This window comes from Bacillus sp. B-jedd (genome assembly GCF_000821085.1).
Lineage (GTDB): Bacteria > Bacillota > Bacilli > Bacillales > Cytobacillaceae > Bacillus_D.
Genome location: NZ_CCXR01000001.1, coordinates 3,283,739 through 3,301,502 on the forward strand (window position 1 = coordinate 3,283,739; position 17,764 = coordinate 3,301,502).

The 17,764-nt window shown below is 47.1% G+C and carries 19 protein-coding genes; 1 reads left to right on the forward strand and 18 read right to left on the reverse strand.

The features are described 5' to 3' along the window. Nucleotides 1–12 precede the first annotated feature (12 nt). The 6 genes from BN1002_RS16380 to BN1002_RS16405 all read right to left on the reverse strand — a co-directional run bounded on the left by BN1002_RS16380 (nucleotide 13) and on the right by BN1002_RS16405 (nucleotide 4,898). Nucleotides 13–1,698: a serine/threonine protein kinase gene (locus tag BN1002_RS16380; protein ID WP_048826554.1), complete on the reverse strand. Its 1,686-nt coding sequence runs from the start codon at nucleotides 1,696–1,698 to the stop codon at nucleotides 13–15. Nucleotides 1,699–1,713: 15 nt separating this feature from the next. Continuing rightward, nucleotides 1,714–2,481 (reverse strand): PP2C family protein-serine/threonine phosphatase, encoded by a 768-nt coding sequence (locus BN1002_RS16385; protein ID WP_048826555.1) that lies wholly within the window; start codon nucleotides 2,479–2,481, stop codon nucleotides 1,714–1,716. 75 nt (nucleotides 2,482–2,556) lie between these two features. After that, on the reverse strand, nucleotides 2,557–3,981 hold the full coding sequence (locus BN1002_RS16390; protein ID WP_048826557.1) for an FHA domain-containing protein: 1,425 nt from the start codon (nucleotides 3,979–3,981) through the stop codon (nucleotides 2,557–2,559). Nucleotides 3,982–4,008: 27 nt separating this feature from the next. Beyond that, nucleotides 4,009–4,314 carry a WXG100 family type VII secretion target gene (locus BN1002_RS16395; protein ID WP_048826559.1) on the reverse strand — a complete coding sequence of 102 codons (306 nt, stop codon included), beginning with the start codon at nucleotides 4,312–4,314 and terminating at the stop codon, nucleotides 4,009–4,011. Nucleotides 4,315–4,341: 27 nt separating this feature from the next. Next, nucleotides 4,342–4,647: a hypothetical protein gene (locus BN1002_RS16400; protein ID WP_048826560.1), complete on the reverse strand. Its 306-nt coding sequence runs from the start codon at nucleotides 4,645–4,647 to the stop codon at nucleotides 4,342–4,344. Between the two features lie 26 nt (nucleotides 4,648–4,673). Continuing rightward, nucleotides 4,674–4,898 (reverse strand): hypothetical protein, encoded by a 225-nt coding sequence (locus BN1002_RS16405; RefSeq protein WP_048826562.1) that lies wholly within the window; start codon nucleotides 4,896–4,898, stop codon nucleotides 4,674–4,676. A gap of 29 nt (nucleotides 4,899–4,927) precedes the next feature. Here BN1002_RS16405 and BN1002_RS23850 point away from each other — a divergent pair, with 29 nt between their 5' ends. Continuing rightward, entirely contained in the window at nucleotides 4,928–5,245 is a 318-nt protein-coding gene (locus BN1002_RS23850; RefSeq protein ID WP_148362805.1) for a hypothetical protein, read from the forward strand. 43 nt (nucleotides 5,246–5,288) lie between these two features. Here the strand turns inward: BN1002_RS23850 and BN1002_RS16410 are convergent, their stop codons facing one another. The 12 genes from BN1002_RS16410 to BN1002_RS16465 form a co-directional block, all read right to left on the reverse strand. After that, on the reverse strand, nucleotides 5,289–6,812 hold the full coding sequence (locus BN1002_RS16410) for an Mbeg1-like protein (RefSeq protein WP_048826563.1): 1,524 nt from the start codon (nucleotides 6,810–6,812) through the stop codon (nucleotides 5,289–5,291). A gap of 13 nt (nucleotides 6,813–6,825) precedes the next feature. After that, the gene (locus BN1002_RS16415; RefSeq protein ID WP_148362806.1) at nucleotides 6,826–7,551 is read right to left on the reverse strand and encodes a hypothetical protein; all 726 of its coding nucleotides are present in this window, start codon (nucleotides 7,549–7,551) and stop codon (nucleotides 6,826–6,828) included. A 357-nt stretch (nucleotides 7,552–7,908) separates the two neighbouring features. Continuing rightward, complete coding sequence (locus BN1002_RS16420) at nucleotides 7,909–8,214, reverse strand: WXG100 family type VII secretion target (protein WP_048826567.1); 306 nt, start codon at nucleotides 8,212–8,214, stop codon at nucleotides 7,909–7,911. A 25-nt stretch (nucleotides 8,215–8,239) separates the two neighbouring features. Then, nucleotides 8,240–8,542, reverse strand: coding sequence for a WXG100 family type VII secretion target (locus tag BN1002_RS16425; RefSeq protein ID WP_048826569.1), 303 nt, complete (start codon nucleotides 8,540–8,542; stop codon nucleotides 8,240–8,242). Nucleotides 8,543–8,665: 123 nt separating this feature from the next. Further along, entirely contained in the window at nucleotides 8,666–8,974 is a 309-nt protein-coding gene (locus BN1002_RS16430) for a WXG100 family type VII secretion target (protein ID WP_048826571.1), read from the reverse strand. 27 nt (nucleotides 8,975–9,001) lie between these two features. Then, nucleotides 9,002–9,352 (reverse strand): WXG100 family type VII secretion target, encoded by a 351-nt coding sequence (locus tag BN1002_RS16435; RefSeq protein ID WP_048826573.1) that lies wholly within the window; start codon nucleotides 9,350–9,352, stop codon nucleotides 9,002–9,004. 30 nt (nucleotides 9,353–9,382) lie between these two features. Then, entirely contained in the window at nucleotides 9,383–9,628 is a 246-nt protein-coding gene (locus BN1002_RS16440; RefSeq protein ID WP_048826575.1) for a hypothetical protein, read from the reverse strand. Between the two features lie 4 nt (nucleotides 9,629–9,632). Beyond that, nucleotides 9,633–10,982, reverse strand: a complete 1,350-nt coding sequence (locus tag BN1002_RS16445) for a DUF2974 domain-containing protein (protein WP_048826577.1) — start codon at nucleotides 10,980–10,982, stop codon at nucleotides 9,633–9,635. A 1-nt stretch (nucleotide 10,983) separates the two neighbouring features. After that, nucleotides 10,984–11,733, reverse strand: a complete 750-nt coding sequence (locus BN1002_RS16450) for a hypothetical protein (protein WP_048826579.1) — start codon at nucleotides 11,731–11,733, stop codon at nucleotides 10,984–10,986. 51 nt (nucleotides 11,734–11,784) lie between these two features. Further along, entirely contained in the window at nucleotides 11,785–12,576 is a 792-nt protein-coding gene (locus BN1002_RS16455; protein ID WP_048826581.1) for a hypothetical protein, read from the reverse strand. A 46-nt stretch (nucleotides 12,577–12,622) separates the two neighbouring features. Continuing rightward, a complete protein-coding gene (locus BN1002_RS16460; RefSeq protein ID WP_048826587.1) occupies nucleotides 12,623–12,874 on the reverse strand; it encodes a hypothetical protein in 252 nt (83 codons plus the stop codon). Beyond that, nucleotides 12,867–17,624, reverse strand: a complete 4,758-nt coding sequence (locus tag BN1002_RS16465; RefSeq protein WP_048826589.1) for an FtsK/SpoIIIE domain-containing protein — start codon at nucleotides 17,622–17,624, stop codon at nucleotides 12,867–12,869. Before BN1002_RS16465 ends, BN1002_RS16460 begins: the two co-directional genes overlap by 8 nt. Nucleotides 17,625–17,764 lie beyond the last annotated feature (140 nt).

A 17,764-nucleotide genomic window follows, 5' to 3' on the forward strand; every position in this document is an offset into this window, starting at 1 on the left:
ACTTCTGGTCCTCTACTCCCTATACGCATTCTCGATCGCCTTCTCGGTCACATCGAAGCGGTTAATGATGCTGTCTTTGATTTGCTCGGTCTTCTCGGCGGTGACTTCGACATCCTTTGTGGCCGACTTGACCGCGTTGAAAACGGCACGGATGTCACTTTCAGCAACACCATCCAATTTCAGTTTCCTCGCGTATGTTTCGATGGAGAACATCGTCAAACGATAGAGTTCGAGTTTGACAATCTCGCTTTCGTTTGGCTTTTTATCAACCATTTCAATCAACTTTTTAATATTTTCCCAGTAAGGCTTGTATTTGCCCTTGTCGGCTGCTTCTTCAATTTGAAGCAGGATGTCCTGATTGAATTTCCCGATGTCGCGGTAGATGGTCGCCATTTCGTAGTAATCCTTTTCAGGGGAACCGTATTGGACGGCATCCTCAAACCATTCAATTGCGCTTTTCATCCGCGTCACCTGATTGTCGGCGGCTTCACTTTTGCCATAATCGTAATAATACCAGTAGGCCTTGCCCACCTCGAAAGCAAGGTCGGCATATTCCGGATTCTCCCTGAATTTAATCAGGTTCGGATTAATTTTCTTCTTGAACTGTTCTTCTTCCTCGACCGTAAAGGCGGCATCATCTTTAAACGTATTAATGAGCCCGACATATGCCTTGTTTTCTGTCGGCTTGATGTCAATCGCCTGCAAATAGGCATCCACTTTTGCAGAATAGGAGGAAGCCTTCGTTGCCATTTGCAGCGTCCGATTGTAGTCGGCGTTGTTCGTCTGGGTCGCCATTACCTGACCGAAAATCCCCGTCAGTAAAAAGACAACCGACGCTCCTGCCAAAACTGAGAAGTTACGCAGCTTTTTCTTCTGCTTCTCCCGGTAAACATCATCGTACTCCTCGTAATGGCTCAGCGCATAAAGAAGCTCCGCGCACGATTGGTAGCGGTCCTCCGGATTGAGCTGGGTGCATTTTTCGATAATCCGTTCGAGCCCTCCAGATAGCTGCGGATTCCAATACCGGATTGGATAAAGTTCATAGGGCGGCTCGCATGGATTATGGCCGGTCACGAGATGGTACAGCGTGACGCCGAGGCAGTACACATCCGTGCGCGGGTCGGTCTGCCCCTTCCCGCCGAATTGCTCTGGCGCCGCATAACCCTTCGTCCCGAGACTCACCGTATCGGAGAGGTTCTGCTCCTTGTACTCCCTCGCAATTCCGAAATCAATCAGCTTCAGGTTCCCGTCCGGCTTGAGCATGACGTTCGCCGGCTTCATGTCCCTGTAGATGATAGAGGGATTTCTCGTATGTAAATAATCAAAGACCTCGCACAATTGCTTGGCCCATTCAATCACAAGTTCCTGCGGCTGGGCGCCGTATTCATCAAGAATCTTGTCGAGCGGCTCACCCTCGATATAATCCATGATGACGAAAATCTTGTCCCGTTCATTGATGATATCGACAATCCGCGGCAGTGCCGGATGATCAAGCCGCTTAATCATGTTTGCCTCTGCAATGGCGCTCTGGATGATGACTTCATTGTTGCGGTCCTTGGCCCGCTTTTCAATCTCCTTCACAGCCCACTGCTTATTCAGGCGTTTGTCCATCGCGAGGTAAACCTTTGACATCCCGCCCTGCCCGATCAATTTAAGTATTTCGTATTTACCTTCTAAAACAGAGCCGATGACTGCCAAACGCGTTCCCCATCCTTACAGAAATTTCACGAGCAAAACTGAGATATTATCCGTTTCCTGCCTTTGTTTATTAAGTTCAACCATCGCCCTCGCCCGTTGCTCCATCACTGTTTCATCCAGGAGCTCCGCCGGACGGAAGGCACTGTAGATTTCTTCCTCGCTGATCATATGGCGGAATCCGTCCGAGCAGAGGACGTACACTTCACCCGGTACCGCCTGACCATAAATATATTCTGGTTCGACAAGCCTCGAAGCCCCTATGCATTGCAAAAGAACATTCCGCCTCGGGTCTTTCCTGGCCTGCTCGGGTGTCAACAGTCCGCGCTTGATGTCCCTGCCGACAACCGTCTGGTCATCCGTCAGGATTTCTATGCCTTCATTAATACGGTAAACCCTTGAATCGCCGACATGAGCGATCATCCTGAATTGATTTCCAATCACAAGCAATGCCGTCAGCGTCGTCCCGAGCTGGATCCGCTCGCTTCTTCCGTACTCGGCGATCCGATGATTCTGCTCTTTGATCATCCGCTCCCACCGGTACTGGATGTCATCCCAGTTTCCGGCCGCCAGCTGTTCCGGCAGCTCCAGGTCAAACCAGTCGGAAAAGGCGCGAATGACGCTCGCGCTCGCAAGCTCCCCTTTTGAAAGCCCGCCCATCCCGTCGGCAATGATTGCGAGTACAACCTTCCCTAGCGGCGTGTCGGCGATTTTGACCAGGAGGCTGTCCTCATTCGCCTCTTTCCTTATGCCAATGTCGGTATAAGCCACCGTCAATATGTCCATTTCAAAACCTTCCTTATATAGAAGTTAGGCACCGCACACTTGCCCGGAACCTCCGCACCGCCGCATCAAGACCTCCTACAAATAAAACAAAAATTCTTCGTTCGCAAGCCGGAGCTTTGTCCCGGAAAAGATTTCAACTTCTTGTTTGACCGGAATAGCGCGTCCGTCAACATATGTTTTGTTCGTTGAATTGTGGTCGATGATGTAGTAGCGGGTGTTCCGTGTGATAATATCCGCGTGGCTACGGCTGATGGCATTATTGTCGGAAATGAAATAATCGCAAAAACTGCGTTCCTTGCCAATCCGGTAAGCGGGCTTGTCGACAATGATTTTTTCCTGGTTCTTCTCCCGAATTAAGTAAGGGAAAACCAAGTCGTCCTGCATGTCAGACCCCAGCACTGTCGTCCCCCCAAAATGCTCTGCCCCGAGTACGGTTGTCTCGCTGCTGTTTTGGGTGCCATTTTTGCCAGGGTGGGAATTGGCCTTCTCTAAAACCGGCGTCCCTCCTGTCTTACCGGCCATGGCCGCCATACCGTCCGATCCTGCGCTTCCGGACATTTGCGTCCGCCCCGCGCCAGCTTCCACTTGTATACGGTCCTGGGTCTGAACGGAATTCCCCGCCCCGCCGGCAACTTGCCCGCACCCATTTCCTGCCTGGCCTATAAGCTGATTGACAATTCCGGCGATATCCGGCATACCCGCAACGGTTCCGGCAGAAGTTAGTGCCGTTCCGCATTTTGGACAGAAATTCGCGCCTGCAGGACATCCCGTTCCACATTGCGTACAAAACCTCGCCGATTCCCCCGCCTGACTCACCTGGCTTAGCGGATTATAGGCGATATTAGCAGAAACCGGCTTGGCCTTCACCGCTTTTTCGGCGATGCCGCCCGTGTCGCCCTGCTTTGCTTCCGGATCGCCAGTTGGGAAATGCGTCTTCGTCCCCTGCTTTTTCCCCATTAACTCAAGGACCATCTTCTCAAAACTATTAATTGAAAATGGTGAGGTGGTTTTGAAATATTTTAAATATGTTGACATGTAGGAATGGTCCTCATGCTTCGAAAAGACAATTCCAAACGGCAGCTCGCGGAAAAAGGCGCCGACTGAAAAAGGGGTGCTGTTATTGACCATCGGCAAAAACACACACTTGACTTCCTTCATGCGCGGCTCAATGAAAATGTAATCCGCATCGAGCATCAGGTTGCTGGTGTTCAGCGACTTCCGTTCGCATTCCTTCACAATGGAAGTAATCCGGAACACCGTGTCAAGGAACATTTTTTTGCTGACAAGACTCGTAAAATACGATTTCAGGGTAATCATTTCCTTTACGGTACATTTGATCGATGACCCTTTCTTGCCCTTTTCCTTTACGACCGGAAGCAGATTCCCGAGCTGCCCGGCAGCAATCGCATTCAGTTCCCGTTCGTTGACAGCTTCCGGATAGGTCAGCTTCTTCTCAATGATAAACGCTCTGCCTTTTTGTTCAATCGTTGTCTTTCCCATTTTCCAATCTCCCTGCCTATTGCCATTTTACAAACTATTCGCCCTATTAATTGCAACCTTCTGGGCTTCCTTATACTGCTTAGCCGCATGGCGCAGAACCTTCGCGTACGATTCAAGTGATTTCGCGAAGTTATCCGCGGTTGACCCGGAGCCGTCCATTTCACTCCACTTCGTTTTAAAACTCTCGAAGTCCTTGCCCTTCCAGGAACCGCCGAGTACGCTCACTTCTCTCGCAGCCTTTTCCATATTTGCTTTCTGCCTGCTAATATACGTTTCGATGGCATCAGCCGAACTTTCAAACTCGTTATAGTTCACTTTAATAAAAGAACTCATCTTCATGCCTCCTCCCCTCCGGCTCGGCTATTTGAACGCATCAGCCAGCTTCGTGTTCTTGCTTTCCGCATCCATATATCCCGCGGATACCTGGGACCGCATAAACTTTGTATAATTGCTCATTACCGTGAATCGCCCATCCACGAAAGCATTACGGATGGAGGTAAACTGATTGATTACTGGATTGGAAGACGGACTTTCCCAGTTCGCATTCAGCTTCCGGATAGCCGATTCCACATCCTGAAAATCATCGCGGATTGTTTTATTAATGTTATCGATCCGGTCCGCAGCCCAAGTTACAACTTTCACTTCCACTTCAATATGGTCAGCCATGTTTCGCTATCCCCTTTGCAAAAAAATCATGCCTTCTGAGCGTCTTTTTTAAACTCAGGGGCGATGTTCGTAATATCCACACTATTCAATCCACGCTGCGCGCTCTCGCATTGCTGGATCACACTGCGGAGCCGGTGTGCCGCCACTTCGCTGCCGATTCCTTCAAACTCGGTTTGCAGACCGGAGGCGATGCTCTCAAGTTCACTGATGATGCTTTGCAATTCACTTTTCATTGCGCCAAGGCTTGCCATGGTTGGGAACCTCCTTTTAATTCAGGATTTTGCTTTCTACAGTCGCTATTGGCGACCGAACGAAAACTTTTTTCACGTTACGGTCGCTAAGTTCGCTTATTGGCGACCGAACGAAAGACTTTTTCAAGCTGCGGTCGCTAAGAACACTTGTTGGCGACCGAACGAAAGACTTTTTCAAGCTGCGGTCGCTAAGATCGCTTGTTGGCGACCGGACGAAAGACTTTTTCACGTTACGGTCGCTAAGATCGCTTGTTGGTGACCGAACGAAGGATTTTCTCCGCCTCGAGGGCGCTAATAATGATTGTCTTAGAATCGCAAAGCAATTTTGCAAAAAAATGACCTTATAACGATATCTAACACTTTCATATTTTAAACTCTGAATCTGGCTTTCTAAACACTGCTCATAATATTCCGCTCGGCACTTTCAAATGCCGTTGCCGTATCTTCTAAATAATGAATATACCGGTTCATTTTTCCACTGCCCGGCAGGTTGTTCGCCCGGATGACGGACAGCAGATCGAGGAAGCCGGCTTTCCAATATAAGGAGTTCATGTCTGAATCCAGTTGCCGAAGCCTTGATTTCACACTCTCAAGGCGTGACGCATACTCGCGCAGTCTGTGAGTATTCACTTTGATGACTGGCGTTGCGACTGCGGCAGGTCCAAGCCCGAACAGGTTGCGGAGCCAGTTGTTGACTTTTCCGACTTCCTGACCAATGAAATTGACCAGTTTTGAAATTTGGTCTCCTGTCCAGGAAAGAGCATTGCCGACATCCTTTGCCAGACTAACAGCTGCCTCCCATATGTCTCCCAGGGTTTCCAGGCCCATTTCAATTGCTGCCATACCGACTACCGCAAGAATAACTTTTCCAGCAAAAGCGATTATTGCTCCTGGCCCCACTGCCGCGACTAGAAGCACGACACCCGCAACCATCGCCGCTTTTACCCACGGATTATCCCACGTTGCCACAATGATAATGCCGCCCAAGACATCCGTTAGGAGATTTCCAACCGGAGCCGGCACTCTGTCGATGAATTCTGTAAACTTGCCCATAATATGCTCATATTCTGTCTTTTGGCCTGCTAGCGCCATGCCGTCCGGCCCAAATACTAGCGTGTCCGTTGAATGCTTCCCACCAATTTCGTGGACGAGCCACTTAAGTGGGCCCTTTTCAGCAAGTTCGGATTTAAGTGTTTGCCTGTCGACTCCTGGAAGACTTTCAAGGATGGTCCCAACGACACTCCACTGATAATGGCTCATCTTGTCATTAACCATGGCAATCCTGTCGGCATGCATGGCAATATACTCATTCGAGAATCCTGGCCCGTCAAAGTTGGCGCCCTGCTGCAGGCGGCTGTATATATTCTCATACTCAGTCGACATAATCGTCGCATGGAAGGCGAGATTCCCACCTAAAGAGTGGCCAACAAAGGCAATATCGTTGTACCGATCCACATAATTGGAATTGTTGATTTTCTCCAAAAACAATTCCGCTTCCGCCTGCTGCTGGGTCATCGTCGAGTTGACGAGTCCGATGTCGGCATCCTTCCAATCCTGCTTGGCATGTTGGGGATTCGTAATTGGCTCACTGCCCCGGAAGGATGCGACCAGCCCTTCACCTGTATCAATGACACTGCCGTAAAACCCGTTTCCGTCTGTCTTGTTATTATTGTGGACATCAACGATCTTCCAGGACATGACTTCCTTTTGAAGACTGGGATTGTTTTGGTTTTCAATACTCGCTTTCAACCCGCTCACTTTGTCTTGCATATTATATTTTTCTGCGGCAGCGAAGATCTGTTCAAGAGTAGGTTCGGATCTTTCACTTGGCTTCATCTTTTTAATGACTTCATCCAAATCGGCATAGGCGATATCCGTCGCAATTTTTAAACTTTGGTCTTTATTATGTGCCACTTCCTTCCCTCCCCTACAAATTCTTCAGAATCTCTTCGTTGTCCGATTCATTACCCTCTTTATCCAGGTAAATATAGAACTTTGACTTGATGTCAAAGTCTTCAAGCCAATCTTGGCTCACATCGGCATTTTCATTAAAGACTTTCACGGCATCATCGTAATCTTCACTTGAAACAATTAGAACATCAGTCTGCAAAGTGGTTTCCCCGAATTCCTCATAAGCGTCTTTGAATACTTTCGCGATTTTTTCTGGCGTCGCATTCCCGTTATCCTCAAGTACCATGATTCCAGCGAACTTTAGGGGAGAATGGGTTTCAATATACTCGTTTAATTGAATTTCAGAAGTTTCTTCATCGATCTTCTTGCCGCCGAGGGCGAACAAATTGGATTTCGACTCGATTCCCTCTTGCCTCAGTTTTTCCTCAAGTACATAGCCTGCTTCTGTCCCCAATTTCCTTACAAGGAAATTTTCCCTTTCAAGCTTTCCGTCCTTATTCATTACAGCTTCGAAAAGGACATCGGATTTTTCCGCTTTCACTACAGTTGTAACGGTATCGTTTTCCTTTGTTCCAAAGCGGTTTCCAAGCGCTTGAACCTCGAATTTTTCACCGTACTTTTCCTCCAGCTTTGCTTCGACCTTTTTTGCCGCAGCCTCATTCACTTTATTGCAGCCAAGCAAGCTTAAAATTGAGAATGCCATCATGAGGACACCCGCCTTTTTCAATATTTTTCCCAGCATTTTCATTCCCTCTCTTTATCCTGGTAGTCGTTCCGCCCCTAATGGGCGAAGATTGAAAATGTATATGAAAGACACCGGCCATTCTTGTTGTATTTTTGCAAAAACAGCCTTCATTGTCTTCGTTTTCTCAGTTCATTGTTTAGTGCTGCCCATTGTGAGAGCTTCGTTTTCGGATTCTATTTCCCCTCCGTCTTTTATATCAAGATAAAACTGTCATTTTAAAGTTCATCTATCATTCACTCATTTACGAGTTGTTTTCAAAATTAGGCTAAAGACGACGGCGATTCCATCGTCTTTAGCATTGGGTTCCGGTCCACGGGAAGGGAGCGGCATGCCCCCTCCTTATGTAGGACCGCCTTATTTAAACGCATCAGCCAGATTGACGTTGGCTGTTTCAGTTTCAAAATAGCCCTGATCAACGTTGACTCTAAGGAATTTCACATAGTTATCGAGAATGTCATAGTAAGTTTGGAAGAACTTTGCTGCGAATGCATCGTAGGAAGAAACAGTTGCCTGGGCAGCTTCCCCTTCCCATGTATTCGTCAAATTCTTGACTGTCGCCTGGCTCGTTCTCAATTCTTCAGCAAGCTGCGTATTCAGCCTTTCAATCGTGTTCGCTATGTCGGATACCTGCGCCGTATTAACTTTAATAATTCCTGACATGGTATTCACTCCTTTTCAATTTGGTTTAGTTTGAAAGCTTCCTTACCTGAACCATATTGCTTTCCTGCCTTGTAGCATAGTTGGCACGCTGGGTTTCCAATGCGCGGCTTGCTGTCATCAGCTTATCCGCCATGCTTTTCAGATCATCATTGAAACCATTGATCTGGTCAACAAACGCAAGGTTATCGGCACCTTCCCATGCTTCCCCCATAGTGCTCGCTGCCTGCATTAGCTGCGTATAAACCCCTGTGTACGTCTCGGAAAGCTCCTGCATCTTCTTCGAAGCTGTCTCCATCTCCTGTGGCGTTACGCGAATTCTTTTTGACATTTCCTTTCTCCTTTCAAAAATGCTTATTTATATCAGCATGCCGCTTCTCCCATCCCGAAGGCCGTAATCGAAACAAGCATGTTAATATCGATTTTAAAATTTCTCAATGAATCTCCCGGACTCCTAAAATGGGAAATTCGCTTTATTGACCGCTTTGGACTGGGCTTCACGGTATTCACTCGCTGCAAGCCTCAGGAATTTCGCATACTGTTCCAAAGCTTTAGTCATCTTCTTTGTAGTTGAATTAGCCTCGCTTGCTTTCAGCCATTCCTCCAGGAACTTGGCGCTGTCCTTGCCCTGCCAGTCGGCAGTCAGCGAGGCTACTTCCCTTCCTGCGGCACCCATTGTATTATTGAGGTCATCCACATAAGCCTCAACCGCTTCCGCGGCAGCATCAAATCTGGCATGATTCACTTTAATAAAATAGCTCATTTCAATCCCGCCTTTCGGGAATCTATTTTACTTTTTAAAAAGGTCGGCAAGATATTCATTGTTCTTTTCGACCATTTCATATCCCGCATCGATCTGCACCTTAAGGAATTTCACATAGTTGTTAATTACTTCGTAACGAGCGTCGCAATATTCATCTTTCAATTCTTGGAAGGAACGGACTGCTTCGGTTGATGCTTTTCCAACCCACTCTCGATCAAGTGCCTTTATAGAATATTCCACTCTTGAAAAATCATCCCGTATTTTCTTGTTATATTTGGAAATAACCGTTGCAGCGGCAGAAACACGCGCGGTATCAACTTTTATAATATCCGCCATCGCTATCCCTTCCTTCCATTTCTTTTCCTCGTGCTCCGGCATGGTGAAAAGACCTGCTTCCGACCACCAGTTTTACGTATTCGCGCCTTTTAAATTCCTTTTAAACTCATCTGCCACTCTTCTCGTATCAATACTATTTAGCCTGCTTTTGACATTCCGGTAATGATCAGCGATCCTAAGAACCCTTGAAGCACACTTCTCATTGCCAATACCTTCAAAATCACTGCCGATGCCTATAGCAATCTCTTCCAGTTCAGCAATAATCCGTGAAAGGTCATGCTTGATTGATTCCAGCTCGAATTGCCCGCTTCTATTCATGGACTCACCCCTTATAACCGCATAAGAGCTTGCTTTCAGCCGCTTCGAAATTGTCGGCTGTTTCTTCCAAATACGAGACAACCCATTTAAGTTTCCAACTTTCACCTGTCATTAAATCCGCGCTCATGATCGTCAGCAAATCAAGAAGACCTCCTTTGGTATATAAGGAATCAAGCCTTTGATCAAGATTCGCCAGCTGTTTATTAATATTCTTTAGCCTCTGGCCATAATGACGGAGCTTATATGTATCAACTTTGATGCGTGGATGCCGGACGGCGTAGTTAAATCCTGGATTTGTGCTGACTTTAAACACGAACGTTACTGTGTTTATAAGCGTGGCAGTAAATTCAATGAGAAAATCCTTTGTCTCCCGTTTTAATTTCCCTATCGCTTCGATTTGATAGTTTAAATACTGGGCCATCTCAACGACCATTTCGGGTAAATCATTGATAAGCAGGTCACCGGTTCTAACTATTACTCCAACAAAATAGGAAACTGGAATAGTGTGCATCTGAATACCGGTTGTAATTCGAGAAGCAATAGCTTTTAGTCCCAATTGTCCAAAATTACCGGAAGAAGGATTATGATCTGGAACAGCTTTCCCATCAACAAATTCGATCGATTCGATGGAATGCGGTCCAAACGTACCATCCTGAGAACCGTTATCCTTTACAATTCTGATTGGATAGATGTTCATTCCCAAATACGAAACAATATCCCCCTTCACGACAATCGCATCGAACTTTTCCGATCTAATTGCTTTCCACTGGTTCAGGTTTAATTTAAATGGATTGATCGGCTGCGCGTTAATGATCGTTATGCCGCGGATATCTTCATGATTCAGGACAAAAACCTCGGAGCCAAGTTCTCCTCCTTTTGAATGGCCATAAAGAAAGTTTTGGCCATCCGGATGCTTGTTTTTTTGGTAAAATGCATTAGCTTCTAATGCTTGTACTGATGATCCGTATGACATGGTGTGGATATTGTCCAACATATCCTTTAAGGGGGTCATAACCCCTCTCTTTCCATCCAGTCCCTCAGTACCCCTGAACGACATGCCCACATCGCCAGTGTACGGGTCTTCAAATGCTATCGCGCAAAACCCCATACCCTTTTCATTTTTATTTATATAATCTTTAATGACTAAATCGCCGAGACCTGCATATTTAAGCTTTTCAGCAAAAAATTGGTCTGTTTCCTTTACAATGTTATATAGTTTTTGAGGCTTCCCATCAGATTCTCCATCCCATCCTGACAAGAGATCAAAATAGGCAACCTTATTCAAAAGCGCCTTTTGCTCATCGTTTAATTGATCAAGTGAAATCCTCTCTTTCGTTTGGATATTATAAGGCATATTACCCCCCCACTTCGGTAAGCCGTTTTTTAAACTCATCAAAATTCTGGACCTTTTTTGCTATCCTAATTATCTCTTTGACACTTTTATCGTATTGCTCCCAGTCATTTATGCCGTGGAGAAAAAAATTATCTACATATTTTTTTGCTTTACTTTCATCACCGGAAAACGCAACAATAAAAGTATTGCCTTCGTTACCAAAACGGTACATTTGCTGATAAACATCGTACAACTGGGCTAATACTTTCTCATCCGCTTCCTTAGAAATAGCTATTACGCTGTATCTTCGATGAATATTTTCATTTGTTAAAGTGAAATTTCCATTTAACACTTCTTCCGGTTTTTGTTTTAAATCATATAAAGTAACATATGTTTTTGCATCCCAAAGACTCTTAATTCCAGAGTAGTCAATTTCATTGTTTGAAAGATGAGTTGCATAAGAATTTAGATAGTCATCATAAAACTCTCCTTGATATGCCAGTTTCTCTTTTGCGTTTACTAGAAAGCCGTCACTTGATTTTGCAACCAAGACATTTTCGTTATAACTATCGTTAAAACCACGTTTTGCAGGGATATATTCCACACTTGTAAAATCCTGCTTGTATTTATCTTTTAAATACGTAAGCATCGCCGCTTCGGTTTCTTTATTTTCCTCAGCATGAGATTGCTTTTGTGGCTGTGAACTAAACATACATCCGCTCACCCCTGATAAAAGAATTAACAACATTGCTCCGAGCATTATTTTTTTCATACACGATTCTCCAATACGTAAAATAAAATTTTGGGAACCAAATTCAATTAATCATTCGTTATACGACTTTACGACCTGGCCTTTAAATTCCTCGTAGGATAGTCCACTTCCCGAAACAGTTAACACTTCTTTGACAGAGTCATCAAACTCATCCCATCCCTTTGTTCCATACAGGAGAAAGTTATTGATATACTTCTCTGCTTTCTTTTCATCTGGCGAAAAACCAACTTTTAATGTGTTTTTTTTGCTCTCCCCCACGGATGCCATCTGTTGATAAACATCATACAAACTTTTTAGGATTTCTTCGTTTGCATCTTCAGATACCGCCACAACAAAATACCTGTCAATTACAGAGTCTTCAGGTACAATAACATCTCCCTTTAAAAACTCCTCCTTATTAACCTTATACTCTTTTATCATCATAAAGGTCCGTGCTTTTAAAAGGTTCTTCACTTCGCTAAAATCAACCTTATTTTCTATAGATTTTGAGGCAATAGAGTCTAAATAATTATCATAAAATTTACCTTTATCAGCTAGAGTTTCCCATACATTAAAAATAAGTTCATCCGTTGATTTGGCAACAAGTACGTTTTTGTTGTAAAAATCATTAAAACCACGTTTTGCAGGGATATATTCCACACTTGTAAAATCCTGATTGTACTTATCTTTTAAATACGTAAGCATCGCTGCTTCGGTTTCCTTATTTTCCTCAGCGCGGGCTTGTTTTTCCTGCTTTGTTTCGTAGAAGCAGCCGCTTAGCCCGGTGAGAAGAGCCAGTAAGAGGAACAGTAACGATAGGCTCGCGGGAAGGCCGCGCACTTTTTTATGAATGTTCTTTTGCAAAATGAATCCCTGCTTTCATAAGAAGGGGGGCTCCCCGTGGCAGTTGTTAGACCAGCATCAATCTTGAGCCATTCTCGATGCCGAGTTCTGATACATACATGTTGATGTTGTAAATGATGCCCGAGGCCGCGTCGCAAAGGACGGCGTCGTGTGTAGCCTGATACTTCCCGTCCGAAAGCTCGCTGAGGAGCGCGGAAACTAGGGTGAGAACCTCGCTCATCTTGCTGTCGAGCGGGATGAATACGTCAAAGCTTTGGTTCGCAGCAGGCAGGCATACTTCAACAAGGACTTTATTCATCGCTGTCATCCTCCCCATTCTCACCGCTTAATAGCTTTACAAGTACGCTCTTTCCTTTCAGGATCGAGAAGCCGAAGTCGCGGCTGATGTCCTCGCGCATTTCAGAGGTTGTTTTTGCAGGCTTCAGATGGAATTGTTCTGTAATACCGCTGCCGACCCAAATGCCGTCAGTGCCGGTCAGGTGGCGTTTATACCATTTATCGAAGCTTAGTCCGGACAGGTTCCGGGATAGTTCGCCGAAGATAATCAAAATGTTGTAGCGTGCCTCGCCCTTTTCAAGGATCAAGTTCAACTTTTCGGACCCTTCTGGGGACAAGGTTTCCTTCAACGCGGATACCGAATTGATGACAATTATTTTTTGCTCGAAGCTTTCCGGTTCGGCGCCCTTTTCAAGCGCTTCTTTGTAAGAGTTGTTGCGGTAAACGACCAGGTTGAACAAGTCGTTGATCGCCGCATCGCACTCCTTCATCGTCGAGTAATAGGCAATGCCGCCGGCTTCCTGGCCAGCGAAGCTTTGCGGCGCATCGTAAATGGCGACATCCAGCCCGGCTTTCCCCGCCATCAGCACGGAAAACTCATGCAGGAACGGCAAATATTCGTCGCCTGCGGCCAGGACCATATTGATATACGAATTTCCGAACGGGTATTGATGCACGTTGAGCGAGTTTTTCTCGACGCCGATTGGGAGTGCCAGACTTTGCCCCGCTCCGATGGAATCCGCAAGGAAGTCGATATCGACTTTTTCCGGAAGGATCGGGATTTTTTTTGCAAAATAGCCCTGCCATTCGGTCTGCAGCTTCGCGCACGCCGCCTGGATGAACGGGTAAGGCACTGCGTCAGCTGTCACATGGGCGATTTGGAATTCGTAAACCTCTTCCCGTCTGATCAGCCCGCGCCCCTTGTATTTCGAAGGGAACAAGCCCTCCGTTTTCCCGACGACCGTCGAATAATCGGATTCATCATTTAATTGCAGCGTGATCAGCTGCTTGAAGTTTTGCAAAAGGCGGAAGCGGACAACGCTCGTGCCAAGTGCTGTCAGGACAAAGTAAATGCCATACTTCGTGCCTTCGCGCGACAGGAAGGAAACGGCTTCTTCCTTCTCCTCGTAAATCTCGGTGAACGCGGCAAAGTTGTTGATAGCCACAACAATCGATGGCATTTTATTGCCAGTCGCGGATACGTAGGATGCGAGATCTCCGCCGTAATCGGCGAACAGTTTCTTTCGGCGGCCGATTTCGGCCTGGAGCATTTTAAACAGATTGCTCACTTTCTCCCCTTCATAGGAAAGGATGACATCGCCGACATGCGGCGCCTTCGCGAACGCGCGCAGCGTTTCGGAAGAGAAGTCGAGCAAGTATATATTCACCTCATCCGGCGTGTGCTCGTGAATGAGGGAGTAAACCATCGTGTTCAGGAAGGTCGTCTTCCCGCTTCCTGCCACTCCGTAAACAATCGTGTTGCCTTCCTCGGTCAGCGGCAGCGTCAGCAAGCATTGACGCTGTCTCGCCGGGTCGTCGTACTCGCCGATGACCGGGTTGAGGACGATTGAGCCCGCTGGATGAACAGTTGGGCAAGCGGTACTTGCCTCCGGTTCATTAGCTTTCGCAGGATCGATCTCGACCGTTGCGGAAACTTCCGCCCTGCCTGGCAGGATGCCGGATGGACTTGCGCTTTGAGCCGGCTGTTTCCTCGGGTCAAGCAGGAATGAGCGGGTCGGGCGGACGCCATGCCGCTTTTTGACATCCTCCAGTAAAATCATCGCTGCGATTGGTTCGAGCCACAGCGGCCGGACGGTGATTTTTTCTTCAGCTGCAATTTCGCTGAGGTAATCGGTGATGACATCCATCTGTTTTTTCGGATTGGCGAATTGGCCTTTCCGCTTATCGATCTTCGCCTCTTTCAGCGGGCGCCCGTTCCGGTCGATGACGACAACGCTGCTGTCCTTTTCGGCGACAACCTTGTCTGACGGATAATACGGCGCTCCGGCCCAGGCGGACTGACCCATTTCAAACAGCTCATTATAGCCGACCTGGAGGTAGAACCGACCTGTATCGGTAAGCTCGGCTGCGTCAGGGCGCTTAAGCATATCCATACTGTCGGCCCGTTCCTGGACCTTCAGGCTGACACGGAACTTGCTGTTTGCCCAAATCTGGTCGTCAACAACGCCGCTCGGCTTCTGGGTCGCGAGAATCAAGTGGACGCCGAGGCTTCGCCCAATTCGCGCCGCGCTGACGAGCTTCTGCATGAATTCAGGCTGCTGCGTCTTCAGCTCGGCGAACTCATCGGAGATGATGAACAAGTGCTGGAGCGGTTCATCGACAATGCCTTCACGGAACAGTTTCTGGTACTTGTAAATATCAATATTGCTTTCGCCGACCTTTTTGCTCGCTTCTGCAAAAACGGACTGGCGACGCTTCAGCTCACTTTCAATCGAAACGAGTGAGCGTTTTATAGCAGCTCCATCAAGGTTCGTGATGATGCCCGCCGTATGCGGCAGCTTTTCAAATGATTTCGCCATCCCTCCTCCTTTATAGTCGATGAGGATGAACGCAACCTCATGTGGATGGTAGTTGACGGCAAGCGATAAGATATAGGAAATAATGAACTCACTTTTCCCGGAACCGGTCATCCCGGCGACGAGACCATGAGGACCATGGAATTTTTCATGCAAATCAAGCTTGAATGTCTCGCCCAGCGTATCGACGCCGACTGGCGCCTCAAGCGATTTCGTCGGGTCATTGTCCTTCCAGCGGGTCAGAGCATTCAAGTGCTCGACCTTGCCGACGCCGAACATTTCAAGGAAGGTGAGCATCTTCGGAAGATTGAACGCTCCGCCCGATGTATCGAGCTGGACATTCGAAAGCTTCACGCTGAGTGCGGTCGGGTCGGTATTCAGATAGATGTCAGGGACGAATGAAACAGACCTGCCAGTAATATCGCTTTTATCAAAAACCTTTCCGCTTTCTTTCTCTATTTCGACGACGGTCGTACATTCCTTCGGCAGGTTCTTCAGTTCGTCGTAGAACGTTACGACGCTGATATGTATGTGTTCTTTCTTGGAGTAAACCTGCTTCAGCATCTCGGCCCTGATTGCCAGCGGCCTGCTCAGGGCAAAAATAATGTAGTACGGCTTGACGTCCTCAAGCTCGCTTTCATTGATTTGCGAACGGTGTTCGATTTCTTTTTCAATGTAGGCGGAGACTTCTTTCACTTCATTATGATTGGTGGCGATGAAGCGGAATTTGTTATCGTCGCTCCATACATGCGGCAGCCATTTTGTAAAACCGAAATCATCCTGCTCGGATTCGTCGAAAATGAACACCATTTTTACTTCGTCATAGCTGTAAAGGGCGGCGATCTGGATGATGAGCCCTTTTGCAAATTCAATCGTCTGTTTTCGGTCGCCAATGACGCCGGAAATGTGATTTTCATAGAAGGATAATGTAATAGGAATATTTTTTAGGACTTTAGGATCCTCGCAAAGGGTGAACAGTTCTTCCTGCAGGTTGTCATCATCAATGCTGAACTTTTTCTCCGAGTAGTTAATATCGGCAGCCATTAGTCCGTCTCCGATGCCAGCCCGTATTCTCAAAAAGTCATTCTGTCCTGGCCCACGCTCCCATAGATTGCGTTGGACATTCTGGATTCTTGCGACAGAATCCTCGATCGGGACGTAATTCTCGCGGAGGATTTCCTCCTGGCGTTCCGCTTCCTCGCTGAACATGACCGCGACTCTGTCCAAATACGCTTTATACTTTTCCTGGCGGATTTTCTCTTTTTTGCGCCTCCGCCTTCTGTCATATCTTTTTGTCAAAATTGGCCATAAAACTGTGCCCAGGAGCATGCTCGCCGACATGACGATCGATGGAATCGCCGGCCTGATATCGCCGGTGGTCATCGCTCTGCTGACCGCGAACACGGCGATCGACATCGATGCCATCCCCATCGTCATCGACGGGCCGATCAAGAACATAATTGGGAGTTCATCGCCAATTGCGTTCGGCGGCGGCGAGTCAATTTTGAAAACAGGCTTGTCAAGGTCACGTTTAAAGCGCGGCGAGCGGTAGAAATAATCCGGCTGCGGGAGCTCGAAGTCCTCTTCTTCCTCATCCACCTGCTCGGGTTTCTGGCTGATGAACGGCTTCAGCGCCTGGCTGCCGATGTGGACAGAGCCGCCAGGATTATTTAAGGCGATAAAGTGGTTCCCGACAATCAGCTTGAAGCCCATGATATAAATCATATCGCCGTATTTCAGGCTCTTTTTCGCCACTCTCTCGCCATCGACGAAAGTCCCATTCGTGCTCGAAAGGTCGGTGATTTGCCATTGCCCATCCTGGTAAGAAAGTGTGGCATGCGCTGAGGAGACGAACTGGTTGCCAAGGACGATGTCATTTTGCCCGGACCTGCCGATTGTGATGTCCATGTCCCTGTCGGCCAAGTACTTCATGAACGTCTGGCGATCCTCCGTATTCGGCTCAGTAAAAATAAGCGCCTTGTTATCAGAATCATTCAAGGATAAATGATAAATGCTCAATGGCTTAAGAACGGCGCTCCGAACCGGCTGGCCTGAATGGTCACGCACCTTTACATCCTTATTGGACTTTAGGGCCCATTCCCCATTCATCCCCTCAATTCCGATCACCTTCCGGACAGACTCCCCAACAACCTCAGAAACCCAATACTGCCCAGTCACCTTATCCGGAAGCGTAATCGAACTCAATCTATTATCATTAATAAGCGATACAATCATAAGAGAACCTCCCATCAAACCACTCAAAATCAACAACCCGCAACCTCCCCATGAAGCGGGGGGACGGTTCAAGTGCACCATTTTTTATTTTAATTAGCTTCTACCTATATATATAGTGGAAACTTAAGAGATATTTTACC